Here is a 22,741-nt window from a genome sequence, read left to right as displayed (position 1 = left end):
AATTTAAAAATCATTGATCTCAAATGAGGCATTCCCATGCACACGCCCCGTATCGCGCTGGTCTGGCAAATCATGATCGGCTTGCTCGCCGGTATCGCCATTGGTGCCCTGCTGCACCGCTTTCCCGAATCCCGACCATGGCTGGTGGACAATGTCCTGCAACCGGCGGGCGACATCTTTATCAAGCTGATGAAAATGATCGTGGTGCCCATCGTGTTTTCCTGCATGGTGGTGGGCATTGCCGGGCACGGTGACGGCAAATCCCTGGGCCGTATCGGGGTCAAATCCCTGAGCTATTTTTTCTGCATCACCACCCTGGCGATTATCATCGGCCTGGTCATGGGCAACCTGCTCAAGCCCGGCGCCGGCACTGAACTGTCCAGCCTGCACGCGGCGAATATCACCCTGCCCACCAGCAACGGCGCCGGTCATAGCCTGGGGCAGATCATCGTCGGCATCATCCCCGACAACGTGGTCAACGCCATGGCCCAGGGCAGCCTGCTGTCGGTGCTGTTTTTTGCGGTGATGTTCGGCCTGGGCGTGGCGCGCCTGCCCGCCGAGCGCAAAGACCCGGTCATCGCACTGTTGCGCGGCGTCAGCGATGCGATGTTCAAGGTCACTTCGATGATCATGGCCTACTCGCCCATCGGCGTGTTCGGCATGATTGCCGTGACCGTGGCCAACTTCGGCTTCAGCTCGTTGCTGCCACTGGCCAAGCTGATCATGGTCAGCTATGCGGCCATCGCCTTCTTTGTGCTGGTGGTGCTCAACCTGGTGGCGCGCCTGTGCGGGATCAACCTGTTCGCGCTGATGCGTCATATCAAGGATGAACTGGTACTGGCCTTCTCCACCGCCAGCTCTGCGGCGGTGATGCCGCAACTGATGAAGAAACTCGAGACCTACGGCGTACCACCTTCACTGGTGAGCTTTGTGGTGCCGGTGGGTTACTCGTTCAACCTCGACGGCGCCTCACTGTTCCTCGGCATCGGTACCCTGTTCGTCGCGCAGTTGTACGGCATTGATTTGAGCCTGGGCGATCAGGCCTTGCTGGTGGTGACCATGGTGCTCACCTCCAAGGGCGCGGCTGGGGTGCCGGGGTTCATGTTCGTGATTCTTTCGGCCACCCTGGCCAGCGCCGGTTTGCCGTTGGAAGGCATCGCGTTTATCGCCGGGGTGTACCGCTTGATGGAGATGCCGACCACAGCGCTGAATGTGCTGGGCAATGCGTTGGCGCCGTTGGTGATTGCCAAGTGGGAGGGGCGGGCTGGGCAGCAGCAGAACGCGCAAAATGTGCAGATGCAATGAAGCGGCGGCTGTGCTTTTGTGACGAGCCCGCTCACCACAAAAGCGGCTAATTTTGACCTCGCCACATCGAATAAAGGCGCTCCGAAGAGCGCCTTTATTCATTCCAGCCTTACTGCTCGCTGATGGATTTCACGTCAGCCTTGGCCGCACCGCCAATCGCAATGCGCTTAGGCTTCGCTTCCTCCGGGACCACCCTGAGCAGATCAATGCTCAGCAACCCATTGGCGAGTTGCGCGCCCTGCACTTCAATGTGGTCGACCAGGCGGAACGACAGACGGAACGCGCGCTGGGCAATGCCTTGGTGCAGGTAAGTGATGCCCTCATCGTGTTCACGCTTGCCACCGGCGACGGTCAACACGCCTTTTTCCACCTGGATCTCCAGGTCATCCTCCACAAGTCCTGCGGCCGCGATGACGATCCGGTAATGATCATCACCGTGCTTTTCGACGTTGTGAGGTGGATAGGTGGTACCGGCCTCGCTGCGAAGCGCCGATTCAAAAAGGTCGTTGAACCGGTCAAAACCAACGGAATGACGGAACAGTGGGGCCAACGAGAGAGTAGTAGCCATTGCAAAATCTCCTGAGTTTTCTCCAAGTGATTTGATACGCGACCCGCATTCGGCATCGCGTAAAACCTAAGTAGGATCAGGGGAAAAAATTTCAAGCGGCGCCCACAAAAAAATTTTACTCGCACCGAGGATTGCATGAAGACCGGCTGACGCACCGACGCGTCAGGGCCATCGCGGGAGCCACCAGCAATACAGGGCTGATCAAGGTCGATTGAACAATCCTTAAAAGGTACATAGCGAAACGACAATTGCTGACTAGACTCATGAGCGCACTGCACTGGCCATGGGAATCGTTGGATGAGTCAAACAAACACGCAGGCCGGCATGTTTTCCAGCCCTTGGCGACACAGAGAACTGTTGGTATCCATGGTCCAGCGGGATGTAATTGGTCGGTATCGTGGCTCCATCATGGGGCTGTTGTGGTCGTTCCTGAACCCGCTCTTCATGTTGCTGGTGTACACCTTCGTGTTCAGCATGATGTTCAAGATGCGCTGGCCCCAAGGCAGCGGCTCCAGAACGGAGTTTGCGTTGCTGGTGTTTGCCGGCCTGCTGGTGTTCAACGTGTTTTCCGAATGCGTGAGCCGTGCGCCGGGCTTGATCATCTCCAACGCCAACTACGTCAAGAAAGTCATGTTCCCCCTGGAGATCCTGCCGTGGGTAGTGCTGGGCGCGGTGTTGTTCCATACCCTGGCCAGCCTGACGATCTGGCTGGTCTTCCACCTGGTGTTTTTCGGCCTGCCACCGTTGACCAGCCTGCTCTTGCCCTTGGTGCTGCTGCCACTGGTGCTGTTTACCCTGGGCATCTCGTGGCTGCTGGCCTCGCTGGGCGTTTACCTGCGCGATGTCGGCCAGATGGTCGGCGTGCTGACGACGGCCTTGATGTTTGTGTCGGCGATTTTTTACCCTACCAGCGCATTCCCCCAGGCCTACCAAGGCCTTCTGCACCTCAACCCGCTCACTCGGGTGGTCGAGCAGACCCGAGACGTATTGTTTTGGGGCATCGTGCCCGATCCCTTCACATGGGCCTGCGGCCTGGTGGTTGCCAGTGGCGTCGCCTGGCTGGGGTTTATCTGGTTCCAGAAGACCCGCAAAGGATTTGCCGATGTGCTCTGAAATCGCCGTGCAAACGGCCAACCTGAGTAAGAGCTACCACATCTATGACACGCCCAGGGATCGCCTGTGGCAGATGCTATCCCGAGGCAAAAAACATTTTTATCGAGAGTTCTGGGCACTCCAGGATGTGTCGCTGGAGCTGCGCAAAGGCGAGACGGTGGGCATCATCGGTCGCAACGGCAGTGGCAAATCGACGCTTCTGCAACTGATCTGCGGCACGCTGAGTGCCACGTCCGGCAGCCTTCAGAGCCATGGCCGCGTCGCCGCGTTGCTGGAGCTGGGCTCGGGCTTCAATCACGAGTTCACCGGCCGCGAAAACGTCTACATGAACGGTGCCGTGCTGGGGCTGAGCCACGCCGAAATCGAGGCGCGATTCGCCGAAATCACAGACTTTGCCAATATTGGCGACTTTATCGACCAGCCGACCAAGACCTACTCCAGCGGCATGCTGGTGCGGCTGGCCTTCGCGGTGGCGGTGTGCGTGCAACCGGACATCCTGATCGTCGACGAAGCCCTGGCAGTGGGGGATGCATCCTTTCAATTCAAATGCCTCAATCGTCTGGAAGCACTGACTCAACAAGGGACGACACTGCTGTTCGTGTCCCATGACATGGGCATGGTCAAACGTTTTTGCAATCGGGTGATTTACCTGCGTGAAGGCAAGGTGCGCGCCAGCGGTTCTCCCGAAGAAATGGCCGAACTCTACCTGCTCGAAATGCGTGACGAGCAGCGCCGCTGGGCCAGCGGCGGCACGGTGCCCGTTGCCCCCAAGCCGTTTCTCGCCAAGCAGGGTGGTATCGCCTTTGGCACGGATGAAGGCCATATTGTTGCGGCCTGCTTTACTAACACTGACAGCCTGTATTCGAGCTTTGTGTATGGCGAAACCATCGAGCTGCGCATCGAAACCCGGGTGCGTGAAACCATCGAGCTGCCGACCATCAGCGTGACAATCCAGGAAGCCCGACTGTTGGTGATCGGCGGGGCCAATCTGCCGCTGCACATGGAGGTCGCGCAAGACGGCTGGCGCAGGGCGACGATTACCGTCCGCTTCCCCGCCAGCCTCGCGGCGGGCAAGTACCACATCACACTGAAACTGATGAACGGCCACACCGAAGAAACTGCACAGTTGATCGAAAAGCAGGTTGCGCTATTGGCCTTCGACACCTTGCCTGGCACCAAGGACTTCCTGGGCTTCGTCGACCTGGGAATAGAAGCCAGCCCCGGCGCTCAAACAGTCCAATCCGGGGAGTTGCAATGAGTCGAAAATGGCAGGTCGGGATCTTCGGCACCTTCGATGTCGCCAATTACGGCGACTTATTGTTCCCCATCCTCGCCGAGGCGGAGTTGACCAGGCGTCTGGGCCCGATAACGCTGCACCGATTTTCCTATCACGGCAAAGCCGAGCCTGAATGGCCTTACGCGGTCACCTCAGTGACCCAACTGCCCGACATCGCCGCCCAGCTTGACGGGGTATTGATCGGTGGCGGCTTCATCATTCGCTTCGACAAAGTGGTGGCCACCGACTATTACCCGCCGGACGCGTCCATCCACCACCCCACCGGTTACTGGCTGACGCCGGCACTGATCGCGTTGCAACACGGCGTCCCGCTGATCTGGAATGCGCCGGGCATGCATTGCAACGACATACCGCCGTGGGCCGCGCCGCTGGTGAAGCTGACCCTGGATCACAGCCCCCACATCAGGGTTAGGGATGCGCTGTCGCAGGCGGTCTTGGCCCGCGTGTCGGAAACAGCCTCGGTGCAGGTGCTGCCCGACACCGCCTTTGGTCTTCCTCGGCTGCTCGATCCCCAATCACCGTCAGCCGAATTCCTGGCATTACGCGCCAGTGCCGACCTGACCAAACCCTATGTGGTGGTGCACGCCATGTGGGGGCTGGACAGTTTCCTGGCGATGTGGCGAACACATGCCGCCTTGTTCGAGGACCTGCAACTATTGCTGCTGCCCATCGGGCCGGTGCTGGGCGATCACCCTTCAGTCCTGGGCGATGATCTGGAGCGCTCGCGGTGCCTGCCGTATTGGCCCACTCCCCTGCTGCTGGCCGAGGTGATCGCCCATGCCGAAGGTGTGATCGGGCACAGCTACCACTTGGCGATCAGTTCGCTGGTGTTTGGTGTACCGATCTTCTGCTCGGCAGACCTGGGCACCGGCAAATACACCGCACTGCCCAGCCATGGGCGAATCTTCCAATTGCGCCGGGACCAGGCGATTGACCCGCAGTGGTTTCGCGCTCAGTTGGGCAAGCAGCCGATATCTGCCGTCACCGCCTCGGCGATGGAACAGGTCGACGCGCACTGGGACCGTGTGGCAGAGCTGGTTCGCGAAGGTCGCAGGCCCACCCCCCCGGCCCTCAACCGCTACTGGCAAGGCTTGCCCGGTGTTTTGGAAGATCTATACATAGAGAGCCAGCGTCAGGCCGTCGAGCGGGGTGTTTTCGAAGATCTATACGTAGAGAGCCAGCGTCAGGTCGCCGAGCGGGGCGTTTTCGAAGCTCTATACATAGAGAGCCAGCGCCAGGCCGCCGAGCGGCAAGCCGAACACGAACACCATCAACAGGCGCTTGAAAAGTTGTATCGCTCCAACTCTTTCAAGCTGACGGCGCCGCTGCGCCACGCTCGCCGTACTTTGCAGAAATGGCTGGGAGCCCTTCGACATGATTGACCTGAGCAAACTAAGTGCCCATCGCTTGCACACCGCCCCGTATGCCTGGGCCGAGATCGGTGAGTTATATACGCCGGAAGATGCGAGGGCGCTGGCCGAAACCTACCCGCACGATCACTTCAAGACGGTCTCCGGCTACGGCGGGGCGAAGGACTACGAATACGAGGCACGGCAGTTGATCGCAATGGGCAGCCACGAGGTGGTCAACCCACAGACGTTAAGCCGCCAATGGCTGGCATTGACCCACAGCTTGCGTTCGCCGAAGTACCGCCAGGCGATGTCCGCGTTGACCGGCGTGGACCTGACGCACGTGCCGATGGAGGTCAACGTGTTCCATTACGGGCCTGGGGCCAACCTGGGACCTCACCCGGACCTGGGCGACAAGCTGGTCACGCACATCCTGTATTTCAACCAGACGTGGAACCCGGCCGAGGGCGGTTGCCTGCAAATCCTCGGCTCTGCAGCCCCCACCGATATCATCGCGCAAGTGGTCCCGGTGATCGGCAACTCAGCCATTCTGGTTCGCTCAGACCATTCCTGGCATGCCGTTTCACGGGTGGTGGACGGTTGCCGCTCCTCTCGGCGCAGCGTCACCGTCACGTTCTATCGACCTGGCTCCAGCAGTTCGATGTGGCCCGCCGATGACCAGACACCGCTGCACGCTTATGGCGAGCAGAACAACCCAACACGCTCGTGAAGGCCAACGACATGGATAAGGACAGCCAAGCTACCCTTGAGCAAGACCGCATGCGCATGGAGCGTGATGCAGCCAGCCGGCAGCGAGACGCAGCAATTGCCTATATCGCAACGTTAAAAAACACGCGCTCCTGGCGGATCACCAAGCCGTTGCGAGCACTGCTTCATTGGTTGCGATACCGATCACTGCACACCGGCCCCGACACTCCCGACTTCCTGCACCAGGACAGTTTTCCTCTTAGCAGCCCGTCGATAAGCAACGGGTCGCCAGCGCCTGACGAAGCCTCGTCAGAGAACCGCTTCGACATCCTCTGCTTCGCCAATATCGACTGGGCCGCGCGTTTCCAGCGCCCCCAGCAGTTGATGAGCCAGTTCGCCAGGCATGGCTACCGCGTCTTCTACATCGTGCCCTCACGCAGTGCCGAGCCCGGCCATGCCTATAGCTGCCTTGAAGTGGCGCCCGGCGTCTTCGAGATTGCGTTACAGCGCCAGGAGTTCGTGGACTGCTACAACGACCGCATCGGGGAAAAAAATCTACTGGCCTATTCGACGGCGATTGAGCAACTGGCCGAGGACTTGCGCATAAAGACGGCGGTGTCCGTCGTCCACCTGGCCTTCTGGGCACCACTCGCCGCTCAGTTGCGCCGAGACCATGGCTGGAAAATCCAATACGACTGCATGGATGACTGGGTGGGCTTTCCGGGCATCGGCAAGGTGTTGCTGGAGGAAGAAGAAACCCTGGTTCGAGACGCCGACTTGGTGACCGTCACCGCCGCCCTGCTGCACGAAAAATGGGCAACGACGAGCAGTAACTGCCTGCTGTTGCGCAATGGTGTGGATTTCGGATTCTTCGAACGCAACTGCGTGCCCAACAGCCTGCTGTCGGACATCCCACGGCCCTTGATCGGTTTTTACGGGGGCCTGGCCGAGTGGGTGGACTTGCAGTTGATCGCCACCATCGCCCGGCAGCGTACAGACTGGAGTTTCGTGTTGATCGGCGACATTTTCGTCAAGGACCTGGCCGGCCTTGACCGTTTGCCCAATGTGCACCTGCTCGGCAGAAAGCCCTATGCCCAGATGCCGTTGTACCTGTACCACTTCAATGTCTGCCTGATCCCATTTCGGCTGTACAACGTGACCCACGCGGTCGATCCGGTGAAATTCTACGAGTTCATCAGCGCGGGTAAACCGGTGGTGTCGGTACCGCTGGAAGAAATGAAGATCTACGACGACTACGTGTATTTCGCCGATGGGCCGCAAGCGTTCATCGAGCAGATTAACCGTGCCTTAAGCGAAACCGATCTCGCGACGCCCACCGAGCGAGTGGCACTCGCCAGCGCCAATGACTGGCGCAATCGCTTCGACGCCAACCTCAGCGCACTGAAGGCGTTGCATCCGAAAGTGTCGATCGTGGTCGTCACCTACAACAATGTCGAGCTGACCCAAGCCTGCGTCGAAAGCCTGCTGCGCAACACCACCTACCCTAATTACGAGCTGATCATCGTCGACAACGCCTCCTCGGACGATACGGGCAACTACCTGCGTTACCTGGGCCGCACCCACGCCAACCTCACCCTGGTGCTCAACGACCTTAACCTGGGCTTCGCCGCCGCCAATAACCAGGGGCTCAAATTGGCAACCGGGGATTACCTGGTGCTGCTCAACAACGACACTGTGGTGCCCAAGGGCTGGATAGACCCGTTGCTCCGCCACCTGCAAGACCCACAGATCGGCCTGATCGGCCCGATGACCAACTCGGTGGGTAACGAAGCCAAGATCAGCGTCGACTACGCTGACATTGCACACATGGAAGCCTTCGCCGACCGCCACGTCGCGCAGCACCGAGGCCGTACGTTCGATATCAGCATGCTCGCCATGTTCTGCGTGGCCATGCGTCGCGACGTGTTCGAGCGCATCGGCTGGCTGGATGAGGCCTTCGGCATCGGCATGTTCGAGGACGACGATTACAGCCGGCGTATCCAGGCGGCGGGCTTGCGGACCGTGTGCGCAGAGGACGCCTTCATCCATCACGTAGGCCAAGCTTCCTTCAAGAAGCTGATTGTCAGCGGTGAATACCAAGCGCTGTGGGACAAAAACCAAGCGTATTTCGAAAGCAAATGGGGGGCTTGGACACGTCCGCAGCCACAGCGACAACCGGATACGCACTGACCCACCCAAGGAGGACTCCGTGTTCAAGCGAATCATGAGCAAGCTCAGCGGTAAGCTGGAAGAGATAAGCGCCGACAAGCAAGTGACGGCCGATCACTGGTCGGAAAACATGGCCGGCTCCGATGCTTTTTCTGCGGATGTCTACTGGCTCGCCGTTCCGGCGGTACAGCGGCGCCATCAGCGCAAGGCAACGGCTGGCAGCGGCCACCCCGGCTGGGTGCAGTACTGCCTCAAAGAGTTCCTGGGCGACCCGGTGCAAGGCGCTCGGATGCTCAGTATCGGCTGTGGCACCGGCACCCTGGAGCGCGAGCTCTACAGGCTCCACGCATTCGAACACTGCGACGCCGTGGACATCGCACCGGGCGCACTCGACGCCGCCAGGGCAGAAGCGCTGGCGATGGGTGCGTCAACAATCAATTACTCGTTGTGCGATATCGAAAAGACTGACCTGCCCGCCAATCAATACGATGCGGTCTGGTTCAATGGTTCGCTGCACCATATCCGTGAGCTGGAGGTGGTCTGCCAGCGCGTTGCCCATAGCCTGAAACCCGGCGGCTGGCTGTTCTTCAATGAATACGTCGGGGCCAACCACTTCGCCTTTGATGCGCAGCAACGTGCAGCCATCAGCCACGCGTTCGGCTTGATTCCCGAGCAGTTTCGCCGTTCATTCGTGCAGGGTTCATACGGCCAGGTGCAACACGCCGTGCCATTACCCGACCCGGCCGACGTGGTCAAAGTCGACCCTTCGGAAGCCGTGCGTTCGGCGGATATTCTGCGGGTGGTGGGAGAGCACTTTGATATCCGGGCACTGAATCTTTGCGGCGGCTCGCTGCTGCAGTTCCTGATGCACGGTATCGCCGGCAATTTCAAGGAGGACAATCCACAGTCGTTACGGGTGCTGCAAATGTTGTTCGACATCGAAGACGGCTTGATCGAATCCGGCACGCTGAAAAGCGACTTCGTCATCGTCGCCGCCTCACCGCGAAAGTCCTGATAAGGCAGCCCGCCCCTATGCTGACCGATCGGCGTCCCTCACGCTGGAACCGCTGGCGTGTGGCCTACCACCGGCTGCCGCTTCCGGCCAGTATGAAAAAACTGCTCGCGGCCTTTTACCGAAGGGCAGTGCTCAGAGCAGTTCGCGCGCTACGCAGCGCCCTGAACTCCGGGCAGGGTTTCGTCAGCCCTTCGCCAGCCCCGCAGCCACCGCAGGCCGGGCTGGCGGACTACATTATCTGGGGCGCTATCGACTGGGACTTCCGGCACCAACGCCCTCAACAACTGGCCCTCGCGCTGGTCGCCACGGGACGGCGGGTTATTTACGTTTCGACGTCACTGATAGATGCCAGCCACGCCGGCTTTGAGCTTGAGGCGCTGGACCAAGAGCACCGGTTGTTCCAGGTCCACTTGTTCACGCGTGGCGCGCCGCTGATCTACGCCGCGGCCCCGAGCACCGCGCAGGTTCAACAGCTGTGCAGCAGCATCGGCGAGGTGCTGCTTTGGGCCGGCTGCGCACGGGTGATTTCATTGGTGCAACACCCGTTCTGGTGCGACGTCGCCGCTGAGTTACCCGATAGCCGATTGATCTACGACTGCATGGACCATCATCAAGGCTTCGGCGACAACGCAGCGGACATCCTGCTCCTTGAGCAGCGACTGGTCCGGGACGCCGACATCCGACTGTTCACCTCCGACTGGCTGGCCCAGCAATGGCCGGTCCAAGCCAACAGGCCCAGCGCCGTCCTGCGCAATGCCGCAGATTTCAGCCAGTTCTCCAGCGTGCCGGCGTCGATCTACCGTGATCGCTTGCAACGCTCGGTGATTGGTTATTACGGCGCCATCGCCGACTGGTTCGACCACGCGTTGGTGGTCCAGATCGCCAAGGCCTTTCCCCAGCATGTCGTGCTACTGATCGGCGCCGATACAGTAGGGGTTCGTGCCCGATTGCGCGGCTGCCCGAACGTCGAATTTATCGGTGAAGTGCCCTATACCGAACTGCCCTATTACCTGCACGGTTTCGACCTGTGCATCGTGCCGTTCAAGGTGACGCCGCTGACACTCGCCACCAACCCGGTCAAAGTCTATGAGTACCTGAGCGCCGGCAAACCAGTGGTTACGGTGGATCTGCCAGAAATGCAGCAATTCGGCGAACAAGTGCAGGTCGCGCGGGATACGCCAGGGTTTATTGCGGCCATTGCCCAAGCGCTGGTGCCGTCAACCATTGAACAGATTGCCCAACGGCAGGCGTTCGCCGCCCAACAAACCTGGGCACACCGTGCCGATACGCTCATAACCCTGGCCGAACACAGCGAACACGCCCCACGGACCAGCGTCATCGTGGTGACCTACAACAACCTAGCGCTGACCCGCGCCTGCCTGGACAGCCTGGAGCGCAACCGCGAATCCGCCGCGCTGGAGATCATCGTGGTGGATAACGCCTCCAATGATGGCAGCGCCGAATTTCTCACCGAGTGGGCTGCCGGGAGCGGGCAGACACTCATACTCAACACCGACAACCGTGGCTTCGCTGCCGCAAACAATCAGGGTTTAGCGGTTGCCAACGGCGATTACCTCGCGCTGCTCAACAACGACACGCAGGTGACGTCGGGGTGGGCAAGTACATTGCAGCGGCATTTGCAACGCCACCCCGAACTCGGCCTGATCGGCCCGGTGACCAATAACATCGGCAATCAGGCCAAGGTCGACATTGGCTACGCCAGCCTCGCGGACATGCCGCAGGCGGCTCGGCGCTATACCTGCCGGCACCTGGGCGAAGTTGTCCGGCTGCCGACCCTGGCGTTTTTCTGCGTGATGATGCCGCGCAGTACCTACACACGCATCGGCCCGCTGGATGAGGCGTATGGACGGGGATTCTTCGAGGATGACGACTACTGCCGACGGGTCGAGCAAGCCGGATTGGTGAGCGCCTGCGCGCGTGATGTGTTCATCCATCATCACCTGTCGGCGTCGTTCAAACTCATGCACCAAGGCGAGCGTCTGGCGCTGTTTGAACGCAACAAGGCGCTTTACGAAGCGAAGTGGGGCCCGTGGGTGCCCCATGAGCATGAGTGACTAACGCAGTTCCTGTTCCGACAGCAAAAACGTCCTGGGCACAAAGCCAAGGTCCCGCGCTGCATCCCCATGATCGAAGACCAAATCCTGGTTCATGCGCTGCGCCATCGCCGCCGACCACTTACGATAGCGCGGAAGGCAGCGCAGCAGCGGCACGGCAATCCTGAATACCCAAAGCGGCACCGTGAGCAAACGCGGGCGCCGGTTCAGGGCGCTGAACACTCGGCTCACCATGTCCCGGTACGCCAGTGTTTCCCCGCCTGAAAGGTTATAAGCGTGACGGCACACGTGGGGCGCCTGCACTGCATGCACACAAGCCATCGCCACATCCTCGGCGTGCACGGGTTGGCGCAGCCCCATCGCACGGCCAAACACCGGAAAAAAACCGAACCGGCGGATAAACCGGGCAATCTCCGCGATGTTTTTGTCGCGCCCGTCGCCGTAGATCAACGTAGGCCGCAGGATGCCCCAGTGGACCTGGTGATGCAGCGCCCAATCTTCAACGCGGACCTCGGCGTCGCGCAACTGGCTGGCCAGGTGCTGCTCGTGCAGGTCATCGGAGTGGCTTTTGGTAAAGCAACTGGTGGAAGAGAGAGCGATGACTTTGCGGGCACCGCAGGCCTGCAGTAGCGCAAAATACTGCGGTAGCACCCAGATCGGCGCCACACAGATCCACAACGAAATGGTCTGCACAGGCTCAGGTTTCGCCAGTTCGGCTAAACGCTGCCAATGAATCGTGCCACTCTCCGTACCGTGCTGTTCCTGCCGGGAAAACGCGACGACCTTGCAGTGTTCGCGCGCAAGCAACGCCAGTACATAACGCCCCACCAAGCTGCTGGCCCCCAGCACCCCCACCGTGACCTCAGGCACGCCCAACGCCCAGTCGAGCCAGCATCAACTTGACGCCATAGTAGGTTGAGACCATACCGAAGCGCAGCCACACCCCCATCACCACCCACCACCAGAGCACCTTGGGATACTGCGCCCTGAAATACGTCTCGTAGAAACGCACCATGCCACGGTGTTTGTGCCATTCGACAAAGAATGGCCGGCTCCGGCTGCACGCACCCCGCCAGTGCATGACGCGCGCCTGGGGCACAAACACCACGCGCCACTGTTTCAATCGGAAACGCATGCACCAATCCAGGTCTTCGCAGTGCAGAAAATAGCCTTCGTCCCACAGGCCTACATCGACGAGGGCCTCACGTTTGACCAGCATGCAGGCGCCAGAAATAGCTTCCACGGCGACCGGTTCGTCGGGCAGTGGCTCGCGATGCAACAAGAAGTCCGAGCATAAAGAAGGAAACAGCCAGTCCAGGCGGGACAACCCAAACGCCCGTACGAATGCACGCCTTGGCGTGGGGAACACCCGTCGTCCGCCCGGCTGTTCGGACCCGTCGGGGTTGCACAGGAACCCACCCACCATGCCCGTGGCAGGATCGCTGTGCAGCACGTCCATCATGTGCCCCAGCGCCCCCGGCATCAGCACGCAATCGGGGTTCAGAAATAACAACGTACCCGCATCGCAAACGCCCGCGCCGGTATTGCAGGCCGCGGCAAAACCACTGTTGTGGTTGTTCCTGATGATGCTTACGCGGGCATCGGCCTCATACGCCTTCAAGTGCGCCAGGCTCCCATCGCTCGAACCGTTGTCCACCACGATCACACGCAAGGCGCCTTCCTTCAGCGCCGACGCGACGCAGTCGCCGATCAGCTTGCCAGCGTTGTAGTTAACTACGATCACATCACAGTTATGAATAAAGCTTGGCGGCATCAAAACGCGCCTCCCATGAGTGTTGCCGTGCAAAGGCACAGGCTTCATCGGTATCGCGTTCACACTGCAAAGCGGCCTCAGCCAACGCAGCAAGATCAGTCAGCGAGTGGCTGATAAAAACCCCCGGCAGGTCACCACGCTCATGCATCTCGCCGAAATCAGTCGAGATCACCGGCAACGCCAAAGCTCGGTACTCGTAGTATTTGATAGGGTCGACGGCTGCAGTCAGCGCGTTCTGCTTGAACGGAATCAACCCCACATCAAACTCGGCCATAGCACTCAGCGCGGCCCCATGGTCACAGGCGGGCAACACCACCACGTTGGGCGGCAGTCGAGCGCCCAACGTCCCGAAGACCGGCCCGATCAAACGAATTTCATCGTTCGGCCGGGCCTTGGCCAACGCGGCGACCCAGTCCCAGTCAAACCAGGCCGCCATCGTGCCGACGTAACCGAACACTTTGCGTGCCGACGCGACCGGGGCGGGTTGCACGGCGGAAATCGCCGACAGGTCGAGCCCGTTGAATACCCGTTGTACCTCACGTCGATAACGCCTCCACTGCGCATCGAGGCCGGAACTGGACGCCCAAATAACGTCCACGCGTTGAGCGATCAACCGCTCACAGCGCGCCAACGCAGACTGGGACAGGCCGGTATAAAACGCCGGGAAGTCATCCATGGCGTCGTACAAAGACGCGCAATGAGGAAGCCGGCGCAACAGCAAGTGCGCAAGCGCTGAGGGCTTGCCGATGACAAGCAATGCAGGGACGTCGTGGATGAATGCATCGATCTGCTTCAGCGTGTTTCGCCACAAAAACTGATTCACCCAACCGACGCCTGGCAGCGGCTCGATGGGCAAACCGCCGGGGTTGATCACGCTAAGCCACGACGGCATGCCGGCAGGCTGGTGCGTAGTTGGGGCTACCGATGAGCGCCTGAGATCGCTCCACCGGGGAAGTCGCGTGGGATAAGGGTCTACCCACAGCACCTGCGCGCCCGTGCGGCGGTGAACCCATTCGACAAACTTGTGCGGCCGCTGGGCGAAACTGTCCCAGGGTAACGGCGAGAGGAAGACCAGACGCTTCACGAAAAGTGCTCGCGCAGAACGCTGACAATGCGCCCGGCCGCCTGCCCATCGCCATAGGGCGAGAAACCACGCGCCATGGCGCGATAGGCGGACTCATCGTCCAGTAGGCGCTGCGCCTCTTCAACGATGCGCTCACAGTTCGCGCCCACCAGTTTTACCCCGCCCTGCTCCACTGCTTCCGGCCGCTCGGTTTCATCACGCATGACCAGCACCGGCTTACCCAACGCAGGCGCTTCCTCCTGGACGCCTCCCGAATCGGTCAGGATGAAATACGCCGCTTTCATGGCAGCCACGAACGCCGCGTAATCCAATGGCGCGCACAATCTGAAGTTCGCAATACCCGCCAAGGACGCCTGGGCGACTTCCTGGATATTCGGATTCGGATGCACGGGATACAGAAACTGAACCTGCGGGTTGTTCTCTGCCAGGGTTCGCAACGCTCGGCAGATGCTGCGAAAAGGTTCGCCAAAATGCTCTCTACGGTGAGCCGTCACCAGCACCAGGCGCTTGCTCGGGTCAAGCTCAAGGCCCAGTTGCGGAGCCAGGGTGGCCGTCGCGAGCAGCGCATCAATCACGGTATTGCCTGTGACAAAAATGTCCGCGCTGCAGACGCCCTCTTTCAGCAGGTTTTGCCGGGCACCTTGAGTCGGTGCGAAGTGCCAACGCGCCAACTCACCGGTAATGACCCGGTTGGCTTCTTCGGGAAAGGGCGATTGCTTGTCCCAGGTGCGCAGGCCGGCTTCAACATGGCCCAGCGGTATACGCTGATAAAAGCATGCCAAGGCGCAGGCCATCACCGTCGTGGTATCGCCTTGCACCAGCACGACATCGGGCTGCTGTTCCAGCAGGACCGTATCCATGTCGAGCAATAACTGGGCGGTCAGAGTGGCGAGGGTTTGACTTGGCCGCATGATGTTCAAGTCAATATCGGGCTCGATCCCGAAAAAACGCAGGAGCTGATCGAGCAAATGACGATGCTGCGCTGTGGCAACGACCCGCACATCGGCCCAACGCTCTTTTTTCAAGGCCAGAATGACCGGGGCCATTTTGATGGCCTCGGGACGCGTCCCGATAACACAAAGGATTTTTTTTGCCGACACAGACCTGTTTCCCTATTCGAAGGAAGCTCAATCACTGCGCTATTCACCAGCCGTTTTGCCCACACGTTCCGTTGTGCCTTTCGATGTAGCTGCCTTCAGGGCCCCATACGCACACTGCAGAGAAGATCTTTGGAATATTTTGATACTAACGAAGCCAGCATAGGCACAGATTGCGCGACCTGCACGGTGCAACGGCGCAACAATCGACGAGATCCTGCTTTACGGGGCAGTTAAAAACACAGAAGGCCCGCGCGATTGCTCGCAGCGGGCCTTTCTTTGTCGGCGGGCACACAGGGCCTTACCAAATTCAACGCAAAAAAAAGCCTGCATCTCTGCAGGCTTTCTCTATCTGGCTCCACGACCTGGACTCGAACCAGGGACCCAATGATTAACAGTCATTTGCTCTACCAACTGAGCTATCGCGGAATGCGCCGTATGTTACTGATTGAAAAGGAGAAGTCAAGCTTTCCATGACATTTTGGGCGATTAATCCGGATGGCCGGTTGAAAGCTGTGACTCCTTGGCCAATTCCAACCAGGCCCGAGCGGCGGGTGGCAAGTGGGCGCTGGCGCGCCAAGCCAGGGCGATGTGCCAGTCAGTATGAGGTTCGTCCAGGGGGATCAGGGCGATGCCGGGGTGTTGGTGCTTGTGCGCGAGCATGCGCGGCAGGAAGGCCGCGCCGAGGCCGGCGGATACCAGGTCGACGATAAAGTCGATCTGGCCGCTGCGCGCTGCCACACGCGGTTGCACGCCTTTGCGCTCGCACGCGGCGAGGATTTTGGCGTTGAGGGCGAAGCCGGCTTCGAACAGGATAAATGGCGAATCTGCCAGGTCGGTGAAGTCGATTCGTTTGCGCTGGGCCAGGGGGTGGCTGATCGGCAGGACGGCCATCAGCGGTTCGTTACGCACGGGTTGGTAGTCGAAACCTTCGTCTATGGGCAGCAAGAGGGCCGCCAGGTCGACCTCACCTGCTTCCAGGCATTCACGCAGTCGTTTACTGCCGTACTCGGTCAGTTCGATGTCGATGTCGGGGTAGCGTGTGCGATAGGTGGCAAACATCGTCGCAAACAACACGCCACAGCCCACCGGCGGCAGGCCGATGCGCAATACACCGCGTTTGAGACCACGCAAGTCATTGATCTCAGCGACCAGATCGTTGTGTTCGGCCAGCAAAACCAGGGCGCGGCTGTAGGCGATTTCGCCAGCGGCGGTGAGTTCATTGCGATGGCCAAGGCGGTTGAGCAGTGGCATGCCCAGTTCGTCCTCCAGGGTTTTGATCGCCTTGCTCACACTCGACTGGGTCAGGGACACCACTTCAGCGGCTTGAGAGAAACCGCCTTGGCGAACCACTTCGACAAAGGCACGCAGTGTTCTCAGGTTCATCAGTATTCCTTTTTCGACTGACTACTAGCGATAAAAGTTGTTTTTATCATGACAGAAGTTTGCCTATCTTGGAGGCACCTTGCCTTGCCGAGATTCCGTGCATGATCATTTCGTCCGCCTCTGACTACCGCGCTGCCGCCAAGCGCAAGCTCCCGCGCTTCCTGTTCGACTACATCGACGGCGGCGCCTACGCCGAGCACACGATGCGCGCGAACAGTTCGGACCTGGCCGAGATCAGCCTGCGCCAGCGCATCCTGCGCAATGTCGACAACCTGAGCCTCAAGACCACGCTATTTGGCCAGGAACTGGACATGCCGGTGATCCTCAGCCCCGTGGGCCTGACCGGCATGTACGCGCGGCGCGGCGAAGTGCAGGCGGCGAAGGCGGCGGCCAACAAGGGTATTCCGTTCTGTTTGTCGACGGTGTCGGTGTGCCCGATCGAAGAAGTGGCGTCCCAGAGCCCGCAGTCGATCTGGTTCCAGCTCTACGTGCTCAAGGACCGCGGATTTATGCGTAATGCGCTGGAGCGCGCCCAGGCGGCCGGCGTCACCACGCTGGTGTTCACCGTCGACATGCCCACGCCGGGCGCACGCTACCGTGATGCCCACTCGGGCATGTCCGGGCCGTTTGCGGCGCAACGGCGCATGCTGCAGGCGGTCACAAAGCCGCAATGGGCCTTCGACGTGGGTTTGATGGGCCGTCCACACGACCTGGGCAATATCTCCAAATACCTCGGCAAGCCTACCCACCTGGAAGACTACATCGGCTGGCTGGCGAACAATTTCGACCCGTCCATCAGTTGGAAAGACCTGGAGTGGATCCGCGAGTTCTGGAAAGGCCCGATGATCATCAAGGGCATCCTCGACCCCCAGGACGCCAAGGACGCCGTGAGTTTTGGCGCCGATGCCATCGTGGTCTCCAACCATGGCGGCCGCCAGTTGGACGGCGTGTTGTCCACTGCCAAAGCGTTGCCACCGATTGCCGAAGCCGTGGGCGATGAGCTGACGGTGCTGGTGGACTCCGGCATCCGCTCCGGGCTCGACGTGGTGCGCATGCTGGCCCTGGGTGCCAAGGCCTGTCTGCTGGGGCGTGCCACCGCCTACGCGTTGGCCGCCGACGGGCAGCATGGCGTGGAGAACCTGCTGGACATCTTTGCCAAGGAAATGCGCGTGGCGATGACACTCACTGGCGTCACGTCAATTGACCAGATTGACCACACCACTTTGGTTCAATCAGCCAAATAACTGACGTCATGCGCCGATGGCCTTTTGCTGCGTGGAAAAAGACCGTTGATTCATAAGGAATATTTTTAAAGTAAACGAAATGGCATGAATCTCGCTCTAACCACGTTCAAGCAGGCTAAGCGATGACATGACGTGCGGGGGCACCCAAGGGTTATAACGCTTTGCAAAGCGGTCTAAACTGTTCCCAATGTTTTACGGAACTGAAGGAACAGTTAGACGCTTGGCACTCGCCACTCTCATCGAGCCTGTAAGACAGCTAAGAGCTTAGAGGCCGATCGCTTATGAAAACACCTACCCAGACCAACGCAATTGACTTCGACAGTGCCAAATTGCAACGCCTGGGATTTGGCCAGCCATCGCTCCTGCCTCGCCGCCCGACGACCGTCGCGCAACTTCGCCAGCAACTGGGAATGCAATTGCAGACCAGCCTGGAGCCGGATCGCATCCTCGGGTTGTTCTTCCGTGAGATCCAACGCTTGGTGCCCCTTGATGCCCTGCACTATCGCCATCAGGCCAGTGATCTGCGGCTGGAGTTCGGCCAGCGCGGCCACCACTCGGTGAATTACAGCCTCAGCCATGAAGGCGAACACTTGGGTGAGCTGATCTTCCGTCGTAACCAACGCCTGGCCGAAGACGAACTCGGTCAGCTTGAGTCACTGCTGGCCACCCTGCTCTACCCGATGCGCAATGCCCTGCTCTACCGCACCGCGACCCGTAGCGCGCTGCGTGACCCGCTGACCGAGACGGGCAATCGCATTGCCATGGACCAGACTCTGCAACGGGAAATAGACATGGCGCGCCGGCACCTGCACCCATTGTCCTTGCTGATGCTGGACATCGACCACTTCAAGGTAATCAACGACACCCACGGTCACGCGGCCGGCGATACCGTACTGCGCACCGTCGCAGCAGCCATCAAGGCCCAGTTGCGTAACGTGGACATGGTGTTTCGGTTTGGCGGCGAGGAGTTTCTGATCCTGCTCTCCAACACCGGCCGGGATGCGGCGGCGATGGTGGGCGAGCGGCTGCGGCAGGCAGCACAGGCTCAGGATTACTGGGCGGATGGAAAGCGGATCGAATTGACGGTAAGCCTCGGTTGTTCGACCTTGCTGGCCGCCGAGTCGGTCGAAAGCCTGTTGCGCCGGGCCGACAACGCGTTGTACGTGGCCAAGCGCGAAGGCCGTAACCGCTTGGCAATGGCGGGGTAGAACCCCGCCATCGAGTTACATCAAGCTTCGCTGGCGACGCGCAGCGGGCGTTCACGCACGGCGGTGGCTGGCTTGTCTTTTTCCAAGCGCATGCAGCTTTCCAGGAACAGGTACATGTAGTCATAGCTCTTGCACACGGCCTGGCGCAGCTCTGCCTGCAACGCCTTGGTCGGGTTCATGCCGGCCAGGGTGCAGATGATTTCCAGGGCTTCCCAAGGGTGAGCGTCGTCGTACTGGGCGTGCATCTTCAGCCACTTCATCGCACGCTTGCGGTCTTCCTCGGGGAAAGCCGCCGCGTACACGCCGGTGGAACAGACCACGGCCGACCACTCCCCAGTCGCCCCCTCGATGGCATAGTTAGTCGCAGCCACGGCCACGATCAACGAATCGGATGAGCTGGTGTGCCAGCACCAATGACTCAGCGCATGCAGCTCCGGCGGTACATTCTGGGCCTGCAGCTCTTCGAGGCTGACTCCGTGGGCGCGGGCCCAATGCACCCAATAGTCGGCGTGGTTCAGCTCCACGCGGATATTGCGCATCAGCCAACGTCGCGCCATGTCCTCTCCTGGATGGCGCGCGAATTTGGTCTTGGTGAGGTTCTGTGCCATGTACAAGGCAAACTGTTCCACCACAGGCCAGCCACCAATGAGGTAGTGACGCATGGTCTTGGCGCTGAGCGTGTTGTCACGCATGCGTTGGTACAGTTCGTGCTCGACAACTCGGCGCTTGCTCTCACTACAGTCCTGGATCAATTGCTGAGCCCAGACGGGGTAGCTTGAGGCTTCCATAAGCGGGCCGGTTCTGTTGAAGGTGTCGATCACTGTTAAGGCTCCTTTTTAAGTGTGATTTACAGACCAGCAAATGTTTCAGCGGAATGTGCCGGGCGCCTTCAATAACAGAGGCTGCGGCCGCACAGGTCGACACTGCAAACTATCAAAGGTAAACAATTGCGGTCGTTCAATCAGGTAGCCCTGAGCGTAATCCACACCAATATCGAGTAACGCCTGTTCGATGTGCGGTGTTTCAACAAACTCGGCAATTGTGCGCTTACCCATGACGTGGCCGATGTGATTGATCACTTCGACCATTGCGCGGTTAATCGGGTCGTCCAGCATATCCTTTACGAAACTTCCATCGATCTTCAGGAAGTCTACAGGTAAATGTTTCAGATACGCGAACGAGGACATCCCGGCGCAAAAGTCATCCAGGGAGAAATGGCAACCTAAGGCCTTGAGTTCATTAATAAAGCGAATGGCACTGCCTAAATTTGCTATTGCGCTGGTTTCAGTTATTTCAAAACAAATCATTTCTGGCGGGATGCCGTAAGTGCCGAATTTCTCATGTAAAAACCCGAGAAAATCATCATCGCCAATGGTGATTCCTGACAGATTTATCGCACACATGGCCATAGGCCGGCCCGGACGCTCGTGCATGCAACGGGCGATGATCTTGAACACGTTCTCGACCACCCAACGGTCGAGGGACGTCATCAAACCGTAACGCTCGGCGGCAGGGATAAAGCTGTCGGGGAGGATGGTCCGACCCGCCTCATCATGCAGGCGAAGCAGGATTTCGATATGCCCGTTGCCAGCATCGGTATTTCCCAGCGGTGAGATTTCCTGGGCGTACAGGCAAAACCGGTTCTCCTCCAGTGCCATGTGCAGGCGCTGCACCCAGGCCATCTCGCCAAAACGCAGGGACAGCTCCGAGTCGTCAGCGTGGTAAACCTGCACGCGGTTGCGGCCTTTTTCCTTAGCCATGTAGCAGGCCATATCGGCGGCGCGCAGCGAAGTCTCCAAGGTGGTCGGGGTTTGCGAGATATGCACCAGGCCAATGCTCACGGAGGTCATGAACGGCCGGCCCTTCCACACAAAATGCAGGCTCTGCACCGTGTGGCGCAGGCTCTCGGCGATTTTTTCCGCCGCAGCCGCCGGGCAATTCTCCAGCAGGATGCCGAATTCGTCGCCGCCCAGGCGCGCCAGGGTGTCGCCCTCACGCAGGTCCGATTGCAGCAGCGCGCAGATATGCCGCAGCAACTCATCTCCCGCCGCATGGCCGCAGGTGTCGTTGACCAGCTTGAACTGGTCGAGGTCGAGGAACATCAACGCATGCCGCCCGCCCTCAGGTTGCTGCGCCATATGCAGGACCTGTTCCAGCCGGTATTCAAATTCGCGGCGGTTGGCCAGGCCGGTCAAGGCGTCATGCGTGGCCTGCCACGACAGGTTGGCAATGTATTGGCGCTCCTGGGTCATATCGTGCAGCACCAGCACCGCACCGCTGATTTTGCCGGCGCTTCTGATCGGTGCGCCCACCAGGGTGACGGATACCGTACTGCCGTCCAGGCGCTGGATGGTTTTTGAATGCTCGCTGCCCCCCTTAAACTGCCCCTTGACGATGTGCTCGATCAGCGTAAATCCATCGGGTTGGGCGTCGTCATCCAGCAGGTTGAACAGCGCCGCCAGGGGCAGGCCCTGAGCCTGGCCAGAGTTCCAGTGGGTCATGGCCTCGGCGGCGGGGTTCATATAGGTGATTGCACCGTCTACATCGGTGGTAATCACCCCGTCGCCAATTGACTCCAGGGTGATCTGCGCCCGCTCCTTCTCGGCCTGCAAGGCATCGGCGAAGGCATGACGCTGCGTCAGCAGCTTATGGGTACGCAACAGCGCCAGCACGATCAGGCCCAGGGCGGTTGCCAGGTTGGTGATCAGCAGCAACCGCAGAATCATGCGCGAGCCTTCGCCCAGAGCATCGCTGAAGGCCTTGGCAGCCGGCGTCACGCCTTCGTTGATGGCCGTGATATGGGCCTTCCACTGCCGCACATCGTTAGGGTTGACTTGATCGGCCCTGATTGCACTGTGCATCTCGCGGGCCAGCTCATCCAGTTGAACCAGGTAGCCATCCCCTACTGTCCACAGTTCGATGGCTTTTTCCAGGTAGCTGAAATGTCGGAAGTTGAGGTACAGCCAGATCAGGCTGTTGACGTCATCCGGATGGTTGCCGCCCTTGAGAATGCCCAGACGTGCGGCCTCCAAGTCTGGCGTGGGGCGGTCCAGGGCAATGCGCAGTTCGTGCCCGCCCTGAGGCACGGCGATGGCTTGCTGGTATTTGAGGTAGGTGGCTTGGTCGCGGTTGTCGGCATAGAGCGTCAGATAATAGATGGCGTCCTTCTGGCCCTTGGACCATAAGCTCTCGCCGCCCACATAGCCTCGTACCGCTGAGAGCATGTAGAGACTGACGCAGCCCAATAATGCCTGGAACAGCACGACGGCGATAAAGGGCCAGACAATGCCCAACAGCCTAGGCGTTCCTAGAGTCCGCTTTTGCTTCATGAATTCCCTTGCATATGCAC

Annotated in this window: 18 protein-coding genes and 1 tRNA gene; 10 read left to right on the top strand and 9 right to left on the bottom strand. The window is 59.8% G+C overall.

The features are described from left to right. The first annotated feature begins 36 nt into the window (after nt 1-36). Nucleotides 37-1,305: a cation:dicarboxylate symporter family transporter gene (locus tag CKW32_RS17330; protein WP_095185498.1), complete on the top strand. Its 1,269-nt coding sequence runs from the start codon at nt 37-39 to the stop codon at nt 1,303-1,305. A 109-nt stretch (nt 1,306-1,414) separates the two neighbouring features. On the opposite strand, the gene CKW32_RS17325 is transcribed toward CKW32_RS17330, so the two are convergent. Beyond that, nucleotides 1,415-1,873 (bottom strand): Hsp20 family protein, encoded by a 459-nt coding sequence (locus CKW32_RS17325; protein ID WP_032885931.1) that lies wholly within the window; start codon nt 1,871-1,873, stop codon nt 1,415-1,417. 297 nt (nt 1,874-2,170) lie between these two features. Here CKW32_RS17325 and CKW32_RS17320 point away from each other — a divergent pair, with 297 nt between their 5' ends. The 7 genes from CKW32_RS17320 to CKW32_RS17290 all read left to right on the top strand — a co-directional run bounded on the left by CKW32_RS17320 (nt 2,171) and on the right by CKW32_RS17290 (nt 11,599). Further along, the gene (locus CKW32_RS17320; protein ID WP_095185497.1) at nt 2,171-2,986 is read left to right on the top strand and encodes an ABC transporter permease; all 816 of its coding nucleotides are present in this window, start codon (nt 2,171-2,173) and stop codon (nt 2,984-2,986) included. Beyond that, a complete protein-coding gene (locus CKW32_RS17315; RefSeq protein ID WP_095185496.1) occupies nt 2,976-4,244 on the top strand; it encodes an ABC transporter ATP-binding protein in 1,269 nt (422 codons plus the stop codon). The genes CKW32_RS17320 and CKW32_RS17315 overlap by 11 nt, the downstream gene beginning before the upstream one ends. Beyond that, nucleotides 4,241-5,665, top strand: coding sequence for a polysaccharide pyruvyl transferase family protein (locus CKW32_RS17310; protein ID WP_095185495.1), 1,425 nt, complete (start codon nt 4,241-4,243; stop codon nt 5,663-5,665). The genes CKW32_RS17315 and CKW32_RS17310 overlap by 4 nt, the downstream gene beginning before the upstream one ends. Beyond that, nucleotides 5,658-6,362 carry a 2OG-Fe(II) oxygenase family protein gene (locus tag CKW32_RS17305; protein WP_095185494.1) on the top strand — a complete coding sequence of 235 codons (705 nt, stop codon included), beginning with the start codon at nt 5,658-5,660 and terminating at the stop codon, nt 6,360-6,362. Before CKW32_RS17310 ends, CKW32_RS17305 begins: the two co-directional genes overlap by 8 nt. Nucleotides 6,363-6,373: 11 nt before the next feature. Continuing rightward, the gene (locus CKW32_RS17300; RefSeq protein WP_095185493.1) at nt 6,374-8,530 is read left to right on the top strand and encodes a glycosyltransferase; all 2,157 of its coding nucleotides are present in this window, start codon (nt 6,374-6,376) and stop codon (nt 8,528-8,530) included. A gap of 19 nt (nt 8,531-8,549) precedes the next feature. Then, on the top strand, nt 8,550-9,524 hold the full coding sequence (locus CKW32_RS17295) for a bifunctional 2-polyprenyl-6-hydroxyphenol methylase/3-demethylubiquinol 3-O-methyltransferase UbiG (RefSeq protein ID WP_241089452.1): 975 nt from the start codon (nt 8,550-8,552) through the stop codon (nt 9,522-9,524). 128 nt (nt 9,525-9,652) lie between these two features. After that, the gene (locus CKW32_RS17290) at nt 9,653-11,599 is read left to right on the top strand and encodes a glycosyltransferase (protein ID WP_256585340.1); all 1,947 of its coding nucleotides are present in this window, start codon (nt 9,653-9,655) and stop codon (nt 11,597-11,599) included. Here CKW32_RS17290 and CKW32_RS17285 read toward each other — a convergent pair whose 3' ends face one another. From CKW32_RS17285 to CKW32_RS17260, 6 genes are all read right to left on the bottom strand, one after another. Next, entirely contained in the window at nt 11,600-12,469 is an 870-nt protein-coding gene (locus CKW32_RS17285; protein WP_095185649.1) for an NAD(P)-dependent oxidoreductase, read from the bottom strand. Further along, nucleotides 12,462-13,373, bottom strand: coding sequence for a glycosyltransferase family 2 protein (locus CKW32_RS17280; protein WP_095185491.1), 912 nt, complete (start codon nt 13,371-13,373; stop codon nt 12,462-12,464). The genes CKW32_RS17285 and CKW32_RS17280 overlap by 8 nt, the downstream gene beginning before the upstream one ends. After that, nucleotides 13,351-14,457, bottom strand: coding sequence for a glycosyl transferase (locus CKW32_RS17275; protein ID WP_256585339.1), 1,107 nt, complete (start codon nt 14,455-14,457; stop codon nt 13,351-13,353). Before CKW32_RS17275 ends, CKW32_RS17280 begins: the two co-directional genes overlap by 23 nt. Next, nucleotides 14,454-15,557, bottom strand: a complete 1,104-nt coding sequence (wecB, locus tag CKW32_RS17270; RefSeq protein ID WP_256583497.1) for a non-hydrolyzing UDP-N-acetylglucosamine 2-epimerase — start codon at nt 15,555-15,557, stop codon at nt 14,454-14,456. The genes CKW32_RS17275 and wecB overlap by 4 nt, the downstream gene beginning before the upstream one ends. Nucleotides 15,558-15,907: 350 nt before the next feature. Then, nucleotides 15,908-15,983, bottom strand: a tRNA-Asn gene (locus CKW32_RS17265). Between the two features lie 60 nt (nt 15,984-16,043). Continuing rightward, entirely contained in the window at nt 16,044-16,940 is an 897-nt protein-coding gene (locus CKW32_RS17260; RefSeq protein ID WP_032885932.1) for a LysR family transcriptional regulator, read from the bottom strand. Nucleotides 16,941-17,041: 101 nt separating this feature from the next. Between CKW32_RS17260 and lldD the strand changes: the two genes are divergently transcribed. Both lldD and CKW32_RS17250 read left to right on the top strand, forming a co-directional pair. Further along, nucleotides 17,042-18,184, top strand: a complete 1,143-nt coding sequence (gene lldD / locus CKW32_RS17255; protein WP_095185489.1) for an FMN-dependent L-lactate dehydrogenase LldD — start codon at nt 17,042-17,044, stop codon at nt 18,182-18,184. A 281-nt stretch (nt 18,185-18,465) separates the two neighbouring features. Next, entirely contained in the window at nt 18,466-19,392 is a 927-nt protein-coding gene (locus tag CKW32_RS17250; RefSeq protein WP_095185488.1) for a GGDEF domain-containing protein, read from the top strand. Between the two features lie 20 nt (nt 19,393-19,412). Here CKW32_RS17250 and CKW32_RS17245 read toward each other — a convergent pair whose 3' ends face one another. Further along, nucleotides 19,413-20,180 carry a TenA family transcriptional regulator gene (locus tag CKW32_RS17245; RefSeq protein WP_185160056.1) on the bottom strand — a complete coding sequence of 256 codons (768 nt, stop codon included), beginning with the start codon at nt 20,178-20,180 and terminating at the stop codon, nt 19,413-19,415. Between the two features lie 78 nt (nt 20,181-20,258). Then, nucleotides 20,259-22,721: an EAL domain-containing protein gene (locus tag CKW32_RS17240; RefSeq protein WP_095185487.1), complete on the bottom strand. Its 2,463-nt coding sequence runs from the start codon at nt 22,719-22,721 to the stop codon at nt 20,259-20,261. Nucleotides 22,722-22,741 lie beyond the last annotated feature (20 nt).

The organism is Pseudomonas sp. Irchel 3H9 (assembly GCF_900187495.1).
GTDB classification, from domain to species: domain Bacteria; phylum Pseudomonadota; class Gammaproteobacteria; order Pseudomonadales; family Pseudomonadaceae; genus Aquipseudomonas; species Aquipseudomonas sivasensis.
Note: the sequence above shows the minus strand (reverse complement) of the source record. Positions and strands in the feature narration are given on the sequence as shown.

Excerpts from the sequence above, each read along its gene's own strand:
- CKW32_RS17245 (WP_185160056.1), bottom strand. The coding sequence starts at position 20,180 with ATGGAAGCCTCAAGCTACCCCGTCTGGGCTCAGCAATTGATCCAGGAC.
- CKW32_RS17330 (WP_095185498.1), top strand. The coding sequence starts at position 37 with ATGCACACGCCCCGTATCGCGCTGGTCTGGCAAATCATGATCGGCTTG.
- CKW32_RS17325 (WP_032885931.1), bottom strand. The coding sequence starts at position 1,873 with ATGGCTACTACTCTCTCGTTGGCCCCACTGTTCCGTCATTCCGTTGGT.
- CKW32_RS17300 (WP_095185493.1), top strand. The coding sequence starts at position 6,374 with ATGGATAAGGACAGCCAAGCTACCCTTGAGCAAGACCGCATGCGCATG.
- CKW32_RS17305 (WP_095185494.1), top strand. The coding sequence starts at position 5,658 with ATGATTGACCTGAGCAAACTAAGTGCCCATCGCTTGCACACCGCCCCG.
- CKW32_RS17310 (WP_095185495.1), top strand. The coding sequence starts at position 4,241 with ATGAGTCGAAAATGGCAGGTCGGGATCTTCGGCACCTTCGATGTCGCC.
- CKW32_RS17315 (WP_095185496.1), top strand. The coding sequence starts at position 2,976 with ATGTGCTCTGAAATCGCCGTGCAAACGGCCAACCTGAGTAAGAGCTAC.
- lldD (WP_095185489.1), top strand. The coding sequence starts at position 17,042 with ATGATCATTTCGTCCGCCTCTGACTACCGCGCTGCCGCCAAGCGCAAG.
- CKW32_RS17260 (WP_032885932.1), bottom strand. The coding sequence starts at position 16,940 with ATGAACCTGAGAACACTGCGTGCCTTTGTCGAAGTGGTTCGCCAAGGC.
- CKW32_RS17280 (WP_095185491.1), bottom strand. The coding sequence starts at position 13,373 with ATGCCGCCAAGCTTTATTCATAACTGTGATGTGATCGTAGTTAACTAC.
- CKW32_RS17240 (WP_095185487.1), bottom strand. The coding sequence starts at position 22,721 with ATGAAGCAAAAGCGGACTCTAGGAACGCCTAGGCTGTTGGGCATTGTC.
- CKW32_RS17320 (WP_095185497.1), top strand. The coding sequence starts at position 2,171 with ATGAGTCAAACAAACACGCAGGCCGGCATGTTTTCCAGCCCTTGGCGA.
- CKW32_RS17250 (WP_095185488.1), top strand. The coding sequence starts at position 18,466 with ATGAAAACACCTACCCAGACCAACGCAATTGACTTCGACAGTGCCAAA.